This is a genomic window from Embleya sp. NPDC050154, assembly GCF_044460165.1.
GTDB lineage: Bacteria > Actinomycetota > Actinomycetes > Streptomycetales > Streptomycetaceae > Embleya.
The window spans coordinates 107,657-127,807 of sequence record NZ_JBITJP010000012.1; the positions used below are offsets into that span (position 1 = coordinate 107,657).

Below are 20,151 nucleotides of genomic sequence, written 5' to 3' on the forward strand. Positions count from 1 at the left end.
CGGGTTGCCCTCGCCGGTCGCGTAGGTCGCGTCCGTCGCCCTGTCCGTGCCATCCGAGCCTGTGCCCTACCTGTGCCGCCTCAGCCGGCTGCCCCGTCTGCGTCTTCCGAGCCGCCCGGCCCGCCCGAGCTTCCCGAGCCCGCCGCACCGCCCGCGCCCGCCACCCCGTTGGTTCCCAGTAGGGCGTCCAACAGGGCGACTGCGCCCGGCTTGTCCAACGGCTGGTTGCCGTTGCCGCATTTGGGGGATTGCACGCAGCTTGGGCAGCCGTGGTCGCATTCGCAGGACGCGATCGCCTCGCGGGTCGCGGTCAGCCATGCGGTGGCGGTCACATACGCGCGTTCGGCGAAGCCCGCGCCGCCGGGGTGGCCGTCGTAGACGAATACGGTCGGCAGCCGTGTGTCGGGGTGCAGCGAGGTGGACACGCCGCCGATGTCCCAACGGTCGCAGGTGGCGAACAGCGGCAGCAGACCGATCGAGGCGTGTTCGGCCGCGTGTGCCGCGCCGGGCAGGTCGTTCGGGTCGATGCCCGCCGCGGCGACCTGCTCGGGCGTGACCGTCCACCACACCGCGCGGGTGCGCAGGCTGCGTTCGGGCAGGTCCAGCTTGTGCTCGCCCAGCACCTCGCCGGTGATGATCCGCTTGCGCTGGAAGGAGACCACCCGGCCGGTGACCTCGACCGAGCCGAAGTGCAGCCGGGCCGCGCCCCACTCCTGGCTGCGCGCGGTCTCCAGGATCCGGATCTCGGTGACCTCGCGCGCGCTGGTGGTCCAGTCCGGATTCGCCGCGCGCACCAGCGCCACGCCCTCGCCCAGGTCGAGTTCGCGGACCAGGAAGGTGTCGCCCTGATGCAGGTGCACCGCGCCGGGGTGGACGGCCGAATGCGCCGCCGGCGCGTCGACCGTGCCGAGCAGTCGGCCGGTGTCCTGTTCGACCACCCGCACCGCCGGCCCGCCCGCGCCGCGGATGTCGGTCAGATCCGTGGCCCGCTCCCGGCTCGTCCAGTACCACCCGGTGGACCGCCGGCGCAGCAGCCCGCGCCGCTCCAGGCCCGGGAGCAGCTCGGCGGCCACCGGCCCGAACAGCTCCAGGTCCTCCTCGGTCAGCGCGAACTCTGCCGCGGCCGCGCACAAGTGCGGGGCCAGCACGTACGGGTTGTCCGGATCCAGCACGGTCGCCTCGACCGGCCGGTCGAACAGGGCCTCGGGGTGGTGCACCAGGAAGGTGTCCAGCGGATCGTCGCGCGCGACCAGGACGGCCAGCGCCTCCCGCCCGGCCCGCCCCGCCCGACCGGCCTGCTGCCACAGCGAGGCCCGGGTGCCGGGGTAGCCCGCGATCAGCACCGCGTCCAGACCGGAGATGTCCACGCCCAGTTCGAGCGCCGTGGTCGCGGCCACCCCCAGCAGGCTGCCGTCGTGCAACGCGCGCTCGATCGCTCGGCGCTCCTGCGGCAGGTAGCCGGCGCGATAGGTGGCCACCCGATCCGCCAGCGCCTCGTCGACCCGGGCGAGGTGGTCGCGCGCGATCACCCGCACCACCTCGGCGCCGCGCCGCGAGCGCACGAAGGCGACCGTGCGCACGCCGTCGAGCACCAGGTCGGTGAGCAACTCGGCGGTCTCCGCGGTCGCGGTACGCCGGACGGGTGCACCGTGTTCCCCCTCGTGGCCGGTCAGTGGCGGCTCCCACAGGGCGAACACCAGTTCACCGTGCGGCGAGCCGTCCTCGGTCACCTCGACCACGGGCGCGCCGATCAGCCGTTCGGCGGCGTGCGCCGGATCGGACACGGTCGCCGACGCCAGGATGAACACGGGGTCCGAGCCGTACCGGCGACACACCCGGCGCAACCGGCGGATCAATTGGGCCACGTGCGAGCCGAAGACGCCGCGATACGTGTGGCATTCGTCGATCACCACATAGCGCAACGAGCGCAGGAAGGCGGCCCACGAACGGTGTCCGGGCAGCAACGCACGGTGCAACATGTCCGGATTCGTCAGGACGTACGACGCGTGCGCACGGACCCACTGGCGGATCTCCACGGGGGTGTCGCCGTCGTAGGTGGCGACCCGGACACGCCCGAGCGCGGGGTTCGCGGCGCGCAACTCCTCGACCGCGCGCGCCTGATCCGAGGCCAGCGCCTTGGTCGGGGAGAGGTAGAGTGCGGTCGCACCGCGCCCGCTGGGCGCGTCCGCGCCCTCGACCAGGGTCGTGAGGACCGGCAACAGATAGGCGAGGGACTTGCCCGAGGCGGTGCCGGTGGCGATCACGACCGAGCGGCCCTGTGCCGCAACAGAGGCGGCGCGGGCCTGATGCTCCCACGGCAGTTCGATACCCGCCGCGCGAAACGCGTCGCCCACTTCCGGCCGAACCCAGTCGGGCCAGGCCGAGGTAACGCCTTCGCGAGCGGGTATGCGCCGGACGTGCGTCACTCGATCGGGTCGATCCCGACTCGCCAAAAGGCGGCCGAGAAGACCTTCCGGGGGGCGTGTACTGGGCTGCATCGGGCACCAGTGTTACATCCAATGTCGCGGGATTCATCGTCCCCTAGTGCCCATAAGTGGTTGAATGCCTTGGCGGCTGCCGATCCATGGGGGGCGACCGCTCAAGAGCAAGGTGCTGGAGGATCCGTGGACTTGTCCCTGTCGACCCGAACCGAGGGCGGTCGTACGATCGTCGAGGTGGGCGGCGAGATCGATGTATACACCGCACCCAAGCTGCGCGAGCAACTGGTGGAACTCGTCAACGAAGGCCAGTTCCACCTGATCGTCGACATGGAAGCCGTCGACTTCCTGGACTCGACCGGGCTCGGTGTGCTGGTGGGTGGCCTGAAGCGGGTGCGTGCCCACGAAGGGTCGCTGCAGTTGGTGTGCACTCAGGAGCGCATCCTGAAGATCTTCCGCATCACCGGCCTGACCAAGGTCTTCCCGATTCATCCGTCGGTGGCCGTGGCCATCGCCTCGTCCGACTGACCGACGTGCGTCCTGACCGGACGCACACCGCACCCGCGCCGGCCCGGGCGGGTGCTCGCACGGCTGGGGGAACCATGGCCATCGTCGAGCTGCGCTTCAGCGCGCTGCCCGAACACGTCCGCACGGCGCGGCTCGTCGCCGCCGCCGTGGCGCGGCGCGCGGGGGTTGCTGAGACGGTGCTCGACGAGGTGCGCCTCGCCGTCGGCGAGGCGTGTTCCCGCGCCGTCGGGATGCACCAGGACCGGGTGGACGACGACCGCCCGGTCACGGTCACCCTGGACGACGGCGACGGCCGCTTCTGTATCGAGGTCAACGACGGCGTGCCACAGCTGGCGTTGACCGAGGCGGGCCTCGCGGAGGGTGCCGGGCTGATGCCCGACCTGTCCACGAACGGCCGCGGTCTCGATCTGATCGAGAACGAGATGGGCCTCGCCGTGATCCTCGGCCTGGTCGACGATCTCGACGTGCGGACCGGCGCCGAGGGCGGCGTGATCCGCATGTCGTGGCCCTCCGGCGCGAAGTCCGCCGAGACCGTGGGCTGACCGAGAGCCCCACCCCGCACCACCTCATCGCCCCCGGGACGCCCGGGGGCGATTTCGGCGTTCTCGTGTATCCCCTTTTCCGGGTCGTAAAACCTGATTCCGGATCGATAGGCCATTTTTGGGAATCGCGCCCGGATTTCATCGGTAATTTGATCTGATCATGGCGATTCCCATGGTCTGATCTTGATCATTTGCATACACTCCTTTCGCATTGAGAAGTCCCGATCTGAAAGTGCTCCTAGCCAAGGAGGACGAATGTCCGGGATCCACCCCTCCGAACTCACCGTCGCCGCGGACGTCTCCGTCACCGGCGGCAACCTCACCTACGTCGTCATCGTCGCGGTGATCGCCCTCGGTGCCCTGGGCGTCGCCGCCGGACTCGTGCGTCAAGTGCTCGCGGCAGACGAGGGCACCGAATCCATGCGCCGGATCGCCGGTGCCATCCAAGAGGGCGCGGCCGCCTACCTGGCCCGTCAGTTCCGCACGCTCGCGGTGTTCGCGGTGGGCGTTTTCTTCCTGCTCATGCTGTTGCCCGCGGACGACTGGAACGAGCGGATCGGCCGCTCGATCTTCTTCCTGGTGGGCGCGGTCTTCTCGGCCGTCACCGGGTACGTGGGCATGTGGCTCGCCGTGCGCAGCAACGTGCGGGTTGCCGCCGCCGCCCGCTCCGGCAACGCCGGCCGGGACGCCGCGACGCGGATCGCCTTCCGCACCGGCGGCGTCGCGGGCATGTTCACGGTCGGCCTGGGCCTGTTCGGGGCGGCCCTCGTGGTGATCCTCTACCGCGAGAACGCCCCCAAGGTGCTCGAGGGCTTCGGCTTCGGCGCCGCGCTGCTCGCGATGTTCATGCGCGTGGGCGGCGGCATCTTCACCAAGGCCGCCGACGTCGGCGCGGACCTGGTCGGCAAGGTCGAACAGGGCATCCCCGAGGACGACCCGCGCAACGCCGCGACGATCGCCGACAACGTCGGGGACAACGTGGGCGACTGCGCGGGCATGGCCGCGGACCTGTTCGAGTCGTACGCGGTCACCCTGGTCGCCGCGCTGATCCTGGGCAAGGCCGCCTTCGGCGACGCGGGCCTGGTCTTCCCGTTGATCGTGCCCGCGATCGGCGTGCTGACCGCGATCGTGGGCATCTACACGGTCGCGCCGCGGCAGGGCGACCGCAGCGGCATGACCGCGATCAACCGGGGCTTCTTCGTCTCGGCGGTCATCTCGCTGATCCTGGTCGCGGGCGCGGCGTTCCTGTACCTGCCGAGCAAGTTCTCGGACCTGGACGGGCTCACCGATCAGGAGATCCTCGCGCACGACGCCGACCCGCGCGTGTTCGCGCTGGTGGCGGTGCTGATCGGGATCGTGCTCGCGGCGGTCATCCAACAGTTGACCGGCTACTTCACCGAGACCAGCCGGCGACCGGTGCGCGACGTCACCAAGACCTCGCTGACCGGCCCGGCCACGGTGATCCTGTCCGGCATCGCGCTGGGCCTGGAGTCCGCGGTGTACGCCGCGGTGCTGATCTCGGTGGCGGTGCTGGGCGCGTACCTGCTCGGCGCCGGGATCATCATGCTCGCGCTGTTCGCGGTCGCGCTCGCGGGTACCGGGCTGTTGACCACGGTCGGCGTGATCGTGGCCATGGACACCTTCGGACCGGTTTCCGACAACGCGCAGGGCATCGCCGAGATGTCCGGCGACGTCGAGGGCGAGGGCGCCCAGGTGCTCACCGAGCTCGACGCGGTGGGCAACACGACCAAGGCGATCACCAAGGGCATCGCCATCGCGACCGCCGTGCTCGCGGCGACCGCGCTGTACGGGTCCTATCGCGACGCCGTGCGCACGGCCGTGGACGAGGCGGGCGGACTGGCCGACGCCTCCAAGCTCACCTCGTTCTCGTTCGCCACCGACATCACCCAGCCGAACAACCTGGTCGGGCTGATCCTGGGCGCGGCCGTGGTGTTCCTGTTCAGCGGCCTGGCGATCAACGCGGTCTCCCGGGCGGCGGGCGCGGTGGTGTTCGAGGTGCGCAACCAGTTCCGCACCCGGCCCGGGATCATGGACGGCACCGAACTGCCCGAATACGGCCGGGTGGTGGACATCTGCACCCGCGACTCGCTGCGCGAGTTGGCCACTCCCGGGCTGCTCGCGGTGATGGCTCCGATCGCGGTCGGCTTCACCCTGGGCATCGGCCCGCTCGCGGCGTTCCTCGCCGGTGCGATCGGCACCGGCACGCTGATGGCGGTGTTCCTGGCCAACTCCGGCGGCGCGTGGGACAACGCCAAGAAGATGGTCGAGGACGGCAGTTACGGCGGCAAGGGCTCGGCCGCGCACGAGGCCACGATCATCGGCGACACGGTCGGCGACCCGTTCAAGGACACCGCCGGACCGGCGATCAACCCGCTGCTCAAGGTGATGAACCTGGTGTCGCTGCTGATCGCGCCGGCCGTGGTCAAGCTGAGCATCGGCGCGGACGAGAACGGCGCGCTGCGGGCCCTCGCGGCGGCCTTCTCGGTCGTGGTGATCGTGGGCGCGGTCTGGTACAGCAAGCGCAAGTCGGTGGTCGTCGGCGAGGACGAGGACGACCACGAGGAGCGGACGACCAAGGCGGCCGCCTGATCCGATCCGAGGTGAGCACGGGCGCGGAACCGGGGGAATCCGGTACCGCGCCCGTGCCGCGTCCGAGGTGCGCGTTTGGCCGAACACCTTTGCGCTGTGCGAGTCTGCGTCCGGCTCCGAGCAAAGGTGGAAAGCGTGTCGAGGAAGTTCCTGGTGGTCTCCGCGCTGGTCCTGGCATCGGCCTTGACCGCGTGTGGTGGCGGCGACGACGACAAGAACGACGAGAAAAAGAAGAAGCAGGCCGAACTGCGGGCGTGGGCCGCGAAGGTCTGCGCGGTGGAGGTGACGGCGCGCATCGACGAGGCGCGGGTGGCGCTGGCCGACGTGGGCAAGGTGATCCCCAACGAGCAGCCCGCGACCCTGCGCACCCGGCTGGCCGCCGACATCTCCCGACTCGCCGACGCGGACAACGCGCTGGCCGACGCGATCGACCGGGCGGGCATACCCGCCGTCGCGGACGGCGCCACGCTGCGCACGTCGGTGGTCGCGGAACTGCGCAACGCGGCCAAGGGCTGGGCCGGGATCCAGGCCAAGATGGAGAGCCTGGCCACCGACAAGCAGAACGTGTTCGCCGACGGACTGCGCTCGCTGAATCCGGAGATCGAGGGGCTGCGCGCGTCCGCGCACACGGCGCTGGACAAGCTGCACCGCGGCGAGCCGGGCAAGGCGCTCGCGGCGGTGCCCGGATGCGCGGCGGGCAAGCCGGACGCGCTCCCCACCGCGCCGGTCACCTCGGCGCCGACGAGCGCCGCGCCGGGCGGTACTCCGAGTGCCGGTGCCTCGGGCGCCGCGCCGAGCGCGTCCGGGTCGCCGAGCGCCTCCGCGAGCGCGTCCACCACGTCGAGCGGCCCGCCGCCGAGCGGCGGCACGTCGTCCTCCTCGGCGCCGCCGACCGGCACGGCGCCCACCGGCTGACCCGCCAGGGGGCGCGCACGAGGCAGGATGGTGCGCGTGACCATGAACGACACCTCCCAGGTGGCCCGACTTCGCGAGGCCCTGATCGCGGCCGGCTACACCGTCGACGGCTGCCTCGACGCCCTCGGTCCGCAGGCGTACGCGGCGCTGTCGCGCGGTGAGACCGTGCCGGCGCTGCGTGCCCTGCGGGCGGACGCGGCGAGCCCGCTGGCCGTGCTGATCCGGCTGTTCCTGCTGCAGACCTCGGCGCCCGAGGCGCACGTGCGACGGGCCCTGCCGCTGGCCGAGGCGCTGGCCGGCGGGCTGCTGGAGCAGGACGGCGAGGACGTGCGCCCGCTCGTGGACATCCGGCCCTACGGCGAGGCGGACACCGACTGGTGGGTGGTGTCCGACCTGGGCGCGGGCATCGGCGGCGTCAACGGCCCGGTCCGGGCGGACCACGTGCTCGGCATCGGCGGGGCGTCCACCACGCTCGCCGGGATCACCGTGCGTGAGCGGGTGGGCCGCGCGCTGGACCTGGGCACCGGATGCGGCGTGCAGGCGCTGCACGCGTCGCGACACGCCGACTCGGTGCTGGCGACCGACGTCAACAAGCGGGCGCTGGACCTGACCCGGCTGACCATGGCGCTGTCCGGGGTGGGCAACGTCGGCTTGGCCGAGGGCAGCCTGTTCGAGCCGGTCGAGGGCGAGCGGTTCGACCTGATCGTGTCCAACCCGCCGTTCGTGATCACTCCGGTGGGTGAACGGTTCACCTACCGCGACGCGGGCCTGCCCGGCGACGAGGTGTGCCGACTCCTGGTGGCGCAGGCGCCGCGCTTCCTGAACGACGGCGGCTACTGCCAGCTACTGGCCAATTGGCAGCACCTGCGCGGGCAGGACTGGCAGGACCGGCTGGCCGCCTGGCTCGCGCCCACCGGCTGCGACGCGTGGGTGGTCCAGCGCGACGTGCAGGACCCGGCGCAGTACGCCGAGCTGTGGTTGCGCGATTCGGGTGACCATCGCGGGGCCGCCTACGCCGAACGCTACGACGCGTGGCTGGCCGCGTTCGAGCGGGACGGCGTGGAGGGGATCGGGTTCGGCTGGATCACGCTGCGCGCGTCGGGCGCCGACACGCCGAACGTGCACATCGAGGACTGGCCGCACGCGATCGAACAACCGCTCGGTTCGGAGGTGCACGCGTGGTTCGGCCGGCAGGACCGGCTGGCCGGGACGGACGACGACGGCCTGCTCGACGTCCCCTTCCGGCTCGCCGACCACGTGGTCCAGGAACAGACCGGCGCTCCGGGCGCGGAGGATCCCGAGGCGGTCGTCCTGCGGCAGCGGCGCGGCATGTGCCGCGCGGATCGGGTGGACACCGTCGGCGCGGCCCTGGCCGGGGCCAGCGACGGTCGGCTTCCGGCCGGCGTCATCGTGGACGCGATCGCCGAGCTGCTCGAGGAGGAGCCGGCCCGGTTGCGCGACGCCGTACCCGGCGAACTGCGCGGTTTGGTCGCCGACGGATTCCTGCTGTTCCCCGAGGTCGGGGAGGCTCTCCCGGCGGAGTCCGACACCACCGACTGAGCGCGGCTTGGGCCGGTGCACCGTGATCCGGGGCGACACGCCTGTACAGTCGCAGGTGTTGTCCCCACCGGATACTCCTTGCCGTTGCCAAGAAAATGTGTTGTATGGAGGCGGCGGCTTCCCGTTCGGCCACGAACCAACGGGGTCGGGAGGCGGGAACCGCGATGCGCGCGTTACCGTTCGAGGGGCATGGGCCCGGCCGTCGGAGCATTCGCCGGATCCGGGGGACGGTCCGGCCGGACAGCGGCGCCGGGACGACTCCGTGACGCAAGCCGAGCAGAACCGGTTTGACACACGGGGCCGACCCCCGGTCACGCTCCGCCACCCGGCAACCGCAATGTGAATACGAACCCCCGAGTACGGCCTTGCCCAACTGGGCACGGCCGCTGCCGACGACGATGGAGAGAGAAGCGAAGGTGTCCCCGAGCAGCGAGACCGCGCGCGACGGCCTGAGACTCGTCATTGTCGAGTCCCCGGCCAAGGCGAAAACGATCAAGGGCTATCTCGGCCCCGGTTACGTGGTCGAGGCGAGCGTGGGACACATCCGCGACCTGCCCAACGGCGCCGCCGAGGTCCCGGCCGAGTACGCCGGCAAGCCGTGGGCCCGTCTCGGGGTCGACGTCGACGCCGACTTCGAGCCGATCTACGTGGTCAACGCGGACAAGAAATCCCAGGTCGCCAAGCTCAAGAAGCTCCTCAAGGACGCCGACGAACTCTTCCTCGCGACCGACGAGGACCGCGAGGGCGAGGCCATCGCGTGGCACCTGCTCGAAGTGCTCAAGCCCAAGGTGCCGGTGCACCGGATGGTGTTCCACGAGATCACCAAGGACGCGATCCGCACCGCGGTGAACAACCCGCGTGAGCTCAACCAGCGACTGGTCGACGCGCAGGAGACCCGCCGCATCCTCGACCGCCTCTACGGCTACGAGGTCTCGCCGGTCCTGTGGAAGAAGGTCGGTCCGCGCCTGTCGGCCGGCCGTGTGCAGTCGGTGGCCACCCGCCTGGTGGTCGAGCGCGAGCGGGAGCGCCGCGCGTTCACCTCGGCCTCCTATTGGGACCTGCTCGGCGTCTTCGGCACCGGGCGGGCGGGCGACCCCACCGACCCGAGCACGATGAACGCGCGCCTGGTCTCGTTGGACGGCAAGCGGGTCGCCTCCGGTCGCGACTTCGGCCAGGACGGCAAGCTCAAGAACGCCGGTGTGCTCCAGTTGGAGGAGGCCGGTGCGCGCGCGCTGAGCGCCGCGCTGGAGTCCGCGTCGTTCACGGTGCGCGCCGTCGAGCGCAAGCCCTACCGTCGCTCCCCGTACGCCCCGTTCCGCACCACCACCCTCCAGCAGGAGGCCTCGCGCAAGCTCGGCTACGGCGCCAAGCGCACGATGCAGATCGCGCAGAAGCTGTACGAGAACGGCTTCATCACCTATATGCGTACGGACTCCACCACGCTGTCCGAGACGGCCGTCACGGCCGCCCGGGCGCAGGTGCGCGAGCTGTACGGCGCCGAGTACGTGCCGGACGCGCCGCGGGTGTACGCGGGCAAGGTGAAGAACGCGCAGGAGGCGCACGAGGCGATCCGGCCCTCGGGCGAGAGCTTCCGCACGCCGGCCGAGACCGGATTGGCCGGCGACGAGTTCCGGCTGTACGAGCTGATCTGGATGCGTACCGTCGCGTCGCAGATGAAGGACGCGGTCGGCCAGTCGGTGACCGTGCGCATCGGCGGCGTCGCCCAGGGCGCGGACCTGCCCGGGCGCGACGCCGAGTTCACCGCGAGCGGCAAGATCATCACCTTCCACGGCTTCCTCAAGGCCTACGTGGAGGGCTCGGACGACCCCGACGCGGAGCTGGACGACCGCGAGCGACGGCTGCCGATGGTCACCGAGGGCGACGCGCTCAGCGCCGACGAGCTCACCCCGGAGGGCCACGCGACCAAGCCGCCGGCCCGCTACACCGAGGCGTCGCTGATCAAGGAGCTGGAGGACCGGGAGATCGGTCGGCCCTCGACGTTCGCGTCGATCGTCGGCACCATCCTGGACCGCGGCTACACGTTCAAGAAGGGCACCGCGCTGGTGCCGTCCTTCCTCGCGTTCGCCGTGGTCGGGCTGCTCGAGGGCCACTTCGCCACGCTGGTCGACTACGACTTCACCGCGAAGATGGAGGACGACCTCGACCGGATCGCGCGCGGCGAGACCGCGGCCGTGCCGTGGCTGCGCAAGTTCTACTTCGGCGACGAGAGCCGGCCCGACGAGGACCACCTCGGCGGCCTCAAGGCCCTGGTCACCGACCTCAGCTCGATCGACGCCCGTGAGGTCAACTCGTTCCCGGTCGGCGAGGGCATCGTGCTGCGCGTGGGCCGGTACGGTCCCTACGTCGAGCGCGGGGAGCGACGCGCGGACGTGCCGGACGACCTGCCGCCGGACGAGCTGACCGTGGCCAAGGCCGAGGAACTGCTCGACAAGCCCAGCGGCGACCACGAGCTGGGCATCGACCCGGTCAGCGGGCACATGATCGTGGCCAAGGACGGCCGCTACGGCCCGTACGTGACCGAGGTGCTGCCGGAGCCCGAGGCGCCCGCCGCCCCGGCCGCGGACGGCGCCAAGCCGGCCAAGAAGACCGCGAAGAAGGCCGCCGCGAAGAACGGCCCCAAGCCGCGCACCGCGTCGCTGTTCAAGTCGATGGCGCTGGACACGGTGACTCTGGAGGACGCGCTCAAGCTGTTCACGCTGCCGCGCGTGGTGGGCAAGCACCCGGAGACGGGTACCGAGATCACCGCGCAGAACGGCCGCTACGGCCCGTACCTCAAGATGGACACCGACTCGCGCTCGCTGGAGACCGAGGACCAGTTGTTCACGGTGACCCTCGACGAGGCGCTGGCGATCTACGCCCAGCCCAAGGCGCGCGGCCGGGCCGCGGCCAAGCCGCCGCTGAAGGAGCTGGGCACCGACCCGGTCAGCGGCAAGGCGGTCACGGTCAAGGACGGCCGGTTCGGGCCGTACGTGACCGACGGCGAGACCAACGCGACGCTGCGCGCGGACGACTCGGTGGAGACGATCACCCCCGAGCGCGGCTACGAGTTGCTCGCGGACAAGCGGGCCAAGGGCCCGGCGAAGAAGACGACCAAGAAGGCGGCGGCCAAGAAGGCCCCGGCGAAGAAGACGACGGCCACGAAGACCGCCGCGAAGAAGACGGCGGCGAAGAAGCCCGCGGCCGACGGCAAGACCACCAAGTCGGCGGCGGCGAAGGCGACGGCGAACGCCGGCGCGAAGAACGCGGCCGACGAGGCGTGAGGCGACAGGACCGAGGTAGGGATATCTCGGTGTCGAGGTAGGGATATCTCGGTACGTTTCGATCAGGCGGCGCCGGCGGGATCCGGCGCCGCCTCGGTCGGTTCCGGCGACGACATCGGGCCCTGTGCTACGGTCCGCCGCCGGAGCACGGGGGATCGGTCGAGGTTGCCGTTTCCCGTCAGGTGACGACGTTAGGGTTCTCCGTATGACGCACGCGGAGCAGCAAGCGCCGGATTCGGCGATACCGCCCCGTCAGGTCGAACCGGCAGAGGGCATCGGGGGCGTGCTGAGCATCCGCCCCTTCCGCCGCTTCTGGTTCGCGGTCGCGGCCTCCGCGCTGGGCGATTGGCTCGCGCTGCTCGCCTTGACCTCCGCCGCGCTGTGGACGGTCGAGGGCGACTACCGCGAGCATGCCACGGCGGTCGCGGTGGTGTTCGCGTTGCGGATGCTGCCGGCCGCCCTGGTCGCCTCGGTGGCGGGCGCGATCGTGGACCACCTCGACCGGCGCTGGACGCTGGTGACGTGCGACGTGATCCGGGCCCTGGTGCTCGTGTCCGTGCCGTTCGTGGACGAGATGTGGTGGGTCTGGGGCGCGACCGCGGCGGTCGGCGTGGTCGGCGCGCTCGCCGGGCCCGCCCGGGACGCCACCGTGCCGAACCTGGTGCCGCGGCAACGGCTGGGCACCGCCAACCAGTTCAACCTCGTGACCTCCTACGGCGCGGCCCCGGCGGCGGCGCTGTTGTTCATCCTCGGCGCGCTGATCGGCACCGCCTTCTCGCGCGATGTGTCGATGTTCGTCGAGCACCCCTCGAACCTGGCCTGCTACACCGCGGGCGCGGTGTTCCTGGGCGCCTCGGTGTTCGCCTTCCTGATCCGGATGCCCACGCGAGGACGTTCGGTCAGCACCCGGCGGCCCAACCCGTTCAAGGTGCTCGCCGACGGGCGCAAGGTGTTCGGCCACGGCCGGACCGCGCGCGGCCTGATCGTCGGGATGATCGCGCTGTTCCTGGCGGGCGGCGCGCTGGTGGCCACCGCGCCGCTGCTGGTGGTCGGTCTGCACGCGGGCAACGCGGCGTACGGCACGGTGTTCCTGATGCTCATCGCCGGCGTCAGCGCGGGCATGTTGTGGGGTCCGCGGGTGGTGCCGGCGTTCAGCCGGCGGCGGCTGTACGGCGTTGCGGTGATGTTCGCCGGACTGACCCTGCTGATCCTGGCCGCGGTCGCCAACGTGGTGGTGGCCGCCGTACTCGCCGCCGTGCTCGGCGTGTTCGCGGGCGTCGCGTGGGTCACCGGATACACGATGTACGGCCTCGACTTCGGTGAGGACCTGCGGGCCCGGGCCTTCGCGTTCGCCCAACTGACAGTGCGGATCGTGCTGTTCGTGGCGCTGGTCGCCGCACCGATCGGCGCGGGCTACGTGGGTGTGCGCTCGTGGGTGATCGCGGACCGGTTCACCTTCGACTACAGCGGTGCCGCGCTGGTCCTGGCCGGCACCGGCGCGTTCGTGGTGATCCTGGGCTGGATCGCGCTGCTGAGCGTGGACGACCGGCGCGGCGTGCCGATCCTGCGCGACCTGGCCGCCGCGACCCGCAACGAGGACCACATCACCGGCCGACCGGCCGGGGCCACCGGCTTCTTCATCGCCCTGGAGGGCGGCGAGGGAGCGGGCAAGTCGACCCAGGCCAACGCGATCGCGGCCTGGATCCGGGCCAAGGGCCACGAGGTCGTGGTCACCCGCGAGCCCGGCGCGACCGAGGTCGGCAAGCGGCTGCGCGCGATGCTGCTCGACCTGGACGGCGCTCCGGTCGACCCGCGCACCGAGGCGCTGCTGTACGCGGCGGACCGGGCCGAGCACGTGCAGACCGTGATCCTGCCCGCGCTGCGGCGCGGCGCGATCGTGATCAGCGACCGCTACATCGACTCCTCGATCGCCTACCAGGGTGCCGGGCGCGGCCTGGGCGCGCGCGAGATCGGCCGGGTCTCGCGCTGGGCCAGTGACGGGCTGCTGCCCGACCTGACCATCCTGCTCGACCTGGACCCCGCGGTGGGTCACGGCCGCTTCACCGAGGCGCCGGACCGCCTGGAGTCCGAGCCGCGCGAGTTCCACCTGCGAGTGCGGCACGCGTTCCTGGACCTGGCCGCGCACGACCCCGACCGCTACCTGGTCGTGGACGCCGACCAGGAGCCGGACGCGGTCACCACGCCGATCCGGCACCGGCTCGACCGCGAACTGCCGCTGTCCGAGCAGGAGAAGCGCCAAGCGCTGGAGTTGGCCAAGCGCATGCGCGAGGAGGACGCCCGGCGCAAGGCCGAGCAGGCCGCGCGGGACGCCGAGAAGGCTGCGCTGATCGCCCGGCTGCGGGCGGAGAGCGAGGAGCGCCAGCGTCAGGCCGAACAGGCCCGGCTCGAGGAGGAGTCGGCCCGGCTGGCCGAGGAGGAGCAGCGCTACGCCGAGGAGGAGGCCCGTCGGATCGCCGCCGAGGCGGACGAGCGGGCCCGCACCGCGGCCGACGCGGCGGAGGAGGCCCGGCTGCACGCCGAGGCCGAGCGCCGCCGGCTCGCCGCCGAGGCCGAGCGCCGGGCCGAGGAGCAGCAGCGGGTCGCCGAGGAGGCCAAGGCCAGGGCCGAGGAGGCCCGGGTGCGCGCCGAGGAGGAGGCCGAGCGCCGCGACGAGCAGCGCCGCCGGCTCGAGGAGGCGTCCGCGCTCCAGGCCGAGCAGGCCCGGGCCAGTGCCGAGGAGGAGCGCGAGGCGGCTCTGGAGCGGCAGCGGTCGGCCGAGGAAGAGCGCGACCGGTTGCAGGCCGAGGCGGCCCGCGACGTCGAGCGCATGCGCGCCGAGGAGGCGATCCGGGTCGCCGACGAGCGCCGGGCCGCCGAGGAGCGCCGCCGGGCGGAGGACGCGCTGCGCCGGGCCGAGGCCGATCGTCGCCGGGCCGAGCGGGAGGCCTCGCGCGCGGCGGAGGCCGCGGCGTCCGCGCGGGCACGCGCCGCGCAGGAGGCCGCCGCACTCGCCGCGGAGGCGGGGCCCTCGACCGACACCGACATGCTCGAGACCCCGGTGCACGGGATCCGGCGGCCGGACCCGTCGCTGGGGGAGACACCCGTACACGGCATTCCCAAGGTGTCCGCGGACGACGCCGACACCACCGAGTTGCGGCAGATAAAGCTGCGCGAGGCGGCCGAGGACACCCGGGAGATCCCGACGCTGAACCTGGACGAGACGCACGCGCTGCCGGTGCTGCCGCCGCCGGCCGCGCCGGGCGACCAGTCGCTGGCCGACGACCTGCTCGGGCCGTGGACGGGTGATCCGGCCGCGGACGAGGCGGGGGCGGACGCGGACGCGGACGACGAGCCGGCCGAGCCGGAGCGCAAGCGGCGGTGGCGGCGCAACAAGTCCTGACGCCGGGCCGCACCGGGCATACCCGGCCGCGGGGTGACGTGGCCTCGATTGTCACGTCACCCCGGTACGGTCGTACTCGGGGCACACCGGAACGAGGAGACAAGAGCGCGTGACCGTCTGGGACGACCTCGTCGGGCAGGATCGCGTCGCCGAGCAGTTGCGCACCGCGGCCGGCGCCGCCCGTGCGGTCCTCGCGGGCGAGGGCGTCGGCGGGATGACCCACGCGTGGCTGTTCACCGGCCCGCCCGGTGTCGGCACCGCGACCGCCGCGCGGGCGTTCGCGGCGGCGCTGCAGTGCGTCAGCCCGGATCTGGCGCTGGGCGCCGAGCCCGGCTGCGGACACTGCGACGGTTGCCACACCGCGCTCACCGGGACGCACGCCGACGTCGACGTGGTCGCCACCGAGCTGCTCTCGATCGGCGTCAAGGAGACCCGTGACCTGGTCCGGCGCGCGGCCATGACGCCGGCGGGCGGGCGCTGGCAGGTGATCGTCCTGGAGGACGCGGGCCGGCTCACCGAGGGCGCGGGCAACGTACTGCTCAAGGCGATCGAGGAACCCGCGGACCGCACCGTGTGGCTGCTGTGCGCGCCCTCCCTGGAGGACGCGCTGCCCACGATCCGCTCGCGTTGTCGCAACGTGGCGCTGCGCACGCCGCCCGCCGGGGCGGTCGCCGATCTGTTGATGCGCCGGGACGGGATCGAACCGGCGATGGCCGCCTTCGCCGCGGCCGCCTCCGGCGGCGACATCAACAGCGCGCGCCGGCTGGCTCTGGACGAGCAGGCGCGCGGGCGCCGCTCGGACGTGTTGCGGATCCCGATGGTGGTCGGCGACATCGGCCTGGCGATGGCTGCCGCACAGCGCCTGGTGGACGCGGCGGCCGAGGACGCGAAGCAGGTCGCGGCGGATCTGGACGGCCGCGAGACCGAGGATCTGCGGGCCGCGCTGGGCGCGGTCGGCGGCGGTCGCATGCCCAGCGGCACGGCCGGCGTGATGAAGGAGCTGGAGAACAAGCAGAAGAAGCGGGCCACCCGCACCCAGCGGGACTGTCTGGACCGCGCACTGGTGGATCTGACCGCGTTCTATCGGGACGTGCTGGCGCTGCAACTGCGCGCCGCCGTGCCGTTGGCCAACGACGTGTTGCGCGCGGACCTGGACACGGTGGCCCGTACCTCCACGCCGGAGGCGACGCTGCGCCGGATCGAGGCGATCCTGGCCTGTCGGCGGGCGATCGACGCGAACGTCGCGCCGCTGCTCGCGGTCGAGGCGATGGTGCTGACGCTGCGGACCGGCTGAGCGTCGGGCACGGCGGGGATCGCGGCCGGCGGGCCCGTTCGCGGGGCGGTTCCGCCGAGGTTCGCGCGCGGGTGTGTGGCCGTCGCGGCGTTTGCGCGGGTGCCGGGGCGAGTTTTCGATGCCTGGTCGGAGCCCGACGGGGGATCGAAGGCCCGCCCTGGGTCGACTCCTTCACTCCTTGGGGCGGAGGTGCCCGTCGAGCGGAACCCGGAGCCCCCACCCGGACGTCATCGTGGGAGAGTTCGCGGGAACATTGTGGCTGGTGAGGTTCGGAAGGACGGTGCGGGGTTGCGTTCCGTGACCAGGACGCTCAAAGGTCTGCTGATCGCGGTGACCCTCGGGGCGGTTGTCGTTCTTGTGCTGAGGGCGCGCACATCGCGCGCGGCCGATGCGGCCGAGGCCGGCTCGTCGGCCGACCCGGAGGCCGAACCCGGATCGGAGGCCGAACCCGGGCCCGGTGCGGCCGAGTTGCCGGCGGCGGTGTCGGTGCAGGCCCGGGAGCAGGCGCGGACGCCGGCGCGGGCCGGTGGGCCGGGGCACACCGAGCCGGCCGAGCGGATCGGCGCGGCGGGTTCGAAGAGTGCGACGGGTTCGACGGGCGGGTCGACGTCGACCGGACCTGCGCGATCGTCCGGCACGTCGCGGTCGGCGCCCGCGCGAGCCGAGGCGCCGATGCCGTTCGCGCCGGTCGAGGCCGCCTCCGCGGTGCCCGCCGGGCCGGCCGGGCCCGAGCCGGTGCGCGTCGTCGAGCCCGTGGTGATCGGGGCCGATCCGGCGCCCGTTCGCCGCAGGCGCGGTGTGCGCTCGCCGCTGGGCGTCGGCCTGCTCGCGCTGGCCGTGGTCGCGGCCGGCGTCGGCGGCACCTTCGCCTACAAGGGGATGGCCGACGACGACAAGCAGAACGTCGCCTCCGCCACCGAGGTCGAACCGTCCGCCGAGCCGGTCGCGACGTCGGGCCAACCCAAGCCCGCACCACAGAAGTTCACCAAGGTCGGCACCAAGTCCGGTGGCACGCTGACCAAGACGACCGTCGCGGGCCGCCGCTCCGGGGTCACCGCCGACGTGTGGGTGTGGCTGCCGCCGGGCTACGACACCGCCGCCAACCAGGCCCGCAACTACCCCGTCCTGGTCGCCCAGTCGGCGTTGCCGGGCGTCGAGTCGAACAGCTTCGTGGACGACTCGGTGGCGTTCCTGCCCAAGCTCGCGGCGGCCATCGAGGCCGGCACCGTCCCGCCGTACATCGTGGTCGCGCCCGAACTGCTGCCGTACTCGAAGCAGGAGGCGGACGCCGGTCAGACGGCGGCCAAGGACACCGAGTGCAGCGACGTCCCGAACCGGCCGAAGATGGCCACCTTCCACAACGACGACGTGCGCGAGGCGGTGCTGTCCACCTACCGCGCCACCGCCGACCGCGCCTCGTGGGCGCTGATCGGGGACGGCTCGGGCGGCCTGTGCGCGGTCAAGTACGCGTTGCAGTACCCGCAGTACTACGCCGCCGCGGTCAGCCTGTCCGGCCGCACCACGCTCAAGTCCCCGCTGTGGGACGCCGATGCGGCGACGAAGGCGGCGAGGACGGCGAACGACCCGGTCAAGCTGCTCGACGCGAAGCCCGACGTACAGATTCTGCTGTCCGGCCACACCGGCAGCACGGGCGGTGAATTCGCCGCGAAGGCGAAGGCGCCGACCACGGTCAAGGCGATCGCGGGCGCGGGCGGGGCCTCGGGTGACATCGCGCGTCAGGTGCCCGAGGCGCTCGCCTTCCTGGGCAGGAACACCAGGAACCCGGCGGCGTGACCCGGCGCGGCCCGGCGGTGCGCGGAGGGGGCGTATCGGTCCGACCGCAGCGCGTACCGCCCGTGCGCCGGGATGCGTTCGGATGGTAGGCAGTACGCGTGAAACGAATATCCAGGGTGGGACTCCTCGGCCGTGCGATCCCGGTCGTGCTCGCCGTCGCGGCAGTCGCGGGCTGTACGGTCGCGTCCGATCTCGGCGACGCGGCGGGCGGCGGGCGAACGGCCGCGGCCCCGCCCACGTCGGCCGGTGCCGGGGCGCCGGGCCCGCCCGGGGACCCCAATCCCGCGCTGGCGCGCTTCTACACCCAGCGGCCGACCTGGAAGGACTGCGAGACCGAGGACGCCGACCAGCGCAGCCAGGCCAAGGCGTTCCGCTGCGCGAGCTTCACCGTGCCGCTCGACTACTCCCAACCGACCGGGAAGACCATCGACATCGCGGTGACCCGCAAGAGCGCGGGCAAGCCCGGACAGCGGCTCGGCTCGCTGCTGCTCAACCCCGGCGGCCCGGGCGGCTCCGGGGTCGAGGCGGCGTGGTGGATGGCCGAGGACAACATCGGCAAGCCGCTCCAGGACGCCTACGACCTGGTCGGCTTCGACCCGCGCGGGGTCGATCGCAGCGCGCCGGTGCGATGCATGACCGACGCCGAGCGGGACGCGTACGTGGCCGAGGACCTGCCCGACGACCCGGTACAGGCGGAGGCCCGGTCCAAGGAGCGGGACAGGACGTACGCGGCGGAGTGCCAGAGCCGATCCGGCGAACTGCTGCCCTTCGTCGGCACCGACAACGCCGCGCGCGACATGGACATCCTGCGCGCGGCCCTGGGCGACGCGAAGCTCAACTACATCGGCTTCTCGTACGGCACCTACCTGGGCGCCACCTACGCGGAACGTTTCCCGGCCCGTACCGGTCGGCTCGTCCTGGACGGCGCGGTGGACCCGGCCGCGGACAACCTGAGCGCGTCGGTCGAGCAGCAGGTGGGCTTCGAGCGGTCGCTGCGCCGGTTCGCCGAGGACTGCGCGGGCCGCGCCGGCTGCCCGCTGGGCAACGACCCGAAGACCGCGGCGACCAGGGCCGCCGACTTCCTGGACGGGCTCCAGGACCAGCCGCTCGTCGGCCGGAGCGGGCGCAAGCTCACCTCCAGCCTGGGTTGGATCGGCGTGATCAGCCTGCTGTACGGCGACAAGGACACCGCCTGGAAGTACCTGCGCGACGCGCTCACCGACGCGATGGTGCGGCGGTCGCCGGAGGGGCTGCTGTTCTATGCCGACAACTACAACGGGCGGGACGAGCAGGGGCGGTACGACAACAGCTCGGACGCGTTCGTCGCGATCGGCTGCGCGGACGGGAGCGGCGACGCGCCGACGCCGCAGCAGGTGCAGACGGCGCTGGCCCGGCTCAGGGCCGAGGCCCCGCTGTTGTCGCGCGACGTCACAACCGAGGACCTGACCGGGCAGAGCTGTGAGGACTGGCCGTTCAAGTCGCCGACCAAGCCGCACGCGATCCGGGCGCCGGGGAGCGCGCCGATCCTGGTGGTCGGTACGACGGGCGACCCGGCGACGCCGTACGCCTCGGCCGAGAAGCTGGCGAGCCAGTTGGCCGACGCGACGTTGTTGACCTTCGAGGGTGAGGGGCACACCGCGTACGGCGGCAACAGCACGTGCGTGGACGGGGCGGTGGAGGGCTACCTGCTGCGCGGGACGATGCCGGCGAAGGGGAAGCGGTGCAGTTGATCGGCGGCCGGTGACCCGTGGTCGGCGGTCCCCGGCCGGTGGTCGGGGACCGCGCGGTT

General features: G+C 72.4%; 11 protein-coding genes. 10 read left to right on the forward strand and 1 reads right to left on the reverse strand.

Going from position 1 to position 20,151, the window contains the following annotated elements; genetic code table 11:
- Positions 1-80 precede the first annotated feature (80 nt).
- Positions 81-2,498: a DEAD/DEAH box helicase gene (locus ACIBSV_RS25255; RefSeq protein WP_395866703.1), complete on the reverse strand. Its 2,418-nt coding sequence runs from the start codon at positions 2,496-2,498 to the stop codon at positions 81-83.
- 126 nt (positions 2,499-2,624) lie between these two features.
- Between ACIBSV_RS25255 and ACIBSV_RS25260 the strand changes: the two genes are divergently transcribed.
- The 10 genes from ACIBSV_RS25260 (at position 2,625) to ACIBSV_RS25305 (ending at position 20,092) form a co-directional block, all read left to right on the forward strand.
- Entirely contained in the window at positions 2,625-2,966 is a 342-nt protein-coding gene (locus ACIBSV_RS25260; protein ID WP_020549531.1) for an STAS domain-containing protein, read from the forward strand.
- A 74-nt stretch (positions 2,967-3,040) separates the two neighbouring features.
- On the forward strand, positions 3,041-3,508 hold the full coding sequence (locus ACIBSV_RS25265; RefSeq protein ID WP_395866705.1) for an ATP-binding protein: 468 nt from the start codon (positions 3,041-3,043) through the stop codon (positions 3,506-3,508).
- Positions 3,509-3,763: 255 nt separating this feature from the next.
- Positions 3,764-6,118 carry a sodium-translocating pyrophosphatase gene (locus ACIBSV_RS25270; protein WP_395866707.1) on the forward strand — a complete coding sequence of 785 codons (2,355 nt, stop codon included), beginning with the start codon at positions 3,764-3,766 and terminating at the stop codon, positions 6,116-6,118.
- Between the two features lie 135 nt (positions 6,119-6,253).
- Positions 6,254-7,033 (forward strand): hypothetical protein, encoded by a 780-nt coding sequence (locus tag ACIBSV_RS25275; protein WP_395866709.1) that lies wholly within the window; start codon positions 6,254-6,256, stop codon positions 7,031-7,033.
- Positions 7,034-7,060: 27 nt separating this feature from the next.
- Positions 7,061-8,593, forward strand: a complete 1,533-nt coding sequence (locus ACIBSV_RS25280; protein WP_395866711.1) for a methyltransferase — start codon at positions 7,061-7,063, stop codon at positions 8,591-8,593.
- 416 nt (positions 8,594-9,009) lie between these two features.
- Positions 9,010-11,874 carry a type I DNA topoisomerase gene (gene topA, locus ACIBSV_RS25285; RefSeq protein WP_395866713.1) on the forward strand — a complete coding sequence of 955 codons (2,865 nt, stop codon included), beginning with the start codon at positions 9,010-9,012 and terminating at the stop codon, positions 11,872-11,874.
- A gap of 205 nt (positions 11,875-12,079) precedes the next feature.
- On the forward strand, positions 12,080-15,274 hold the full coding sequence (tmk, locus tag ACIBSV_RS25290) for a dTMP kinase (RefSeq protein ID WP_395866715.1): 3,195 nt from the start codon (positions 12,080-12,082) through the stop codon (positions 15,272-15,274).
- 109 nt (positions 15,275-15,383) lie between these two features.
- Positions 15,384-16,568, forward strand: coding sequence for a DNA polymerase III subunit delta' (locus tag ACIBSV_RS25295; protein ID WP_395866717.1), 1,185 nt, complete (start codon positions 15,384-15,386; stop codon positions 16,566-16,568).
- 297 nt (positions 16,569-16,865) lie between these two features.
- Entirely contained in the window at positions 16,866-18,362 is a 1,497-nt protein-coding gene (locus ACIBSV_RS25300; RefSeq protein WP_395866719.1) for an alpha/beta hydrolase-fold protein, read from the forward strand.
- 98 nt (positions 18,363-18,460) lie between these two features.
- Entirely contained in the window at positions 18,461-20,092 is a 1,632-nt protein-coding gene (locus tag ACIBSV_RS25305) for an alpha/beta hydrolase (RefSeq protein ID WP_395866721.1), read from the forward strand.
- Positions 20,093-20,151: the final 59 nt, after the last annotated feature.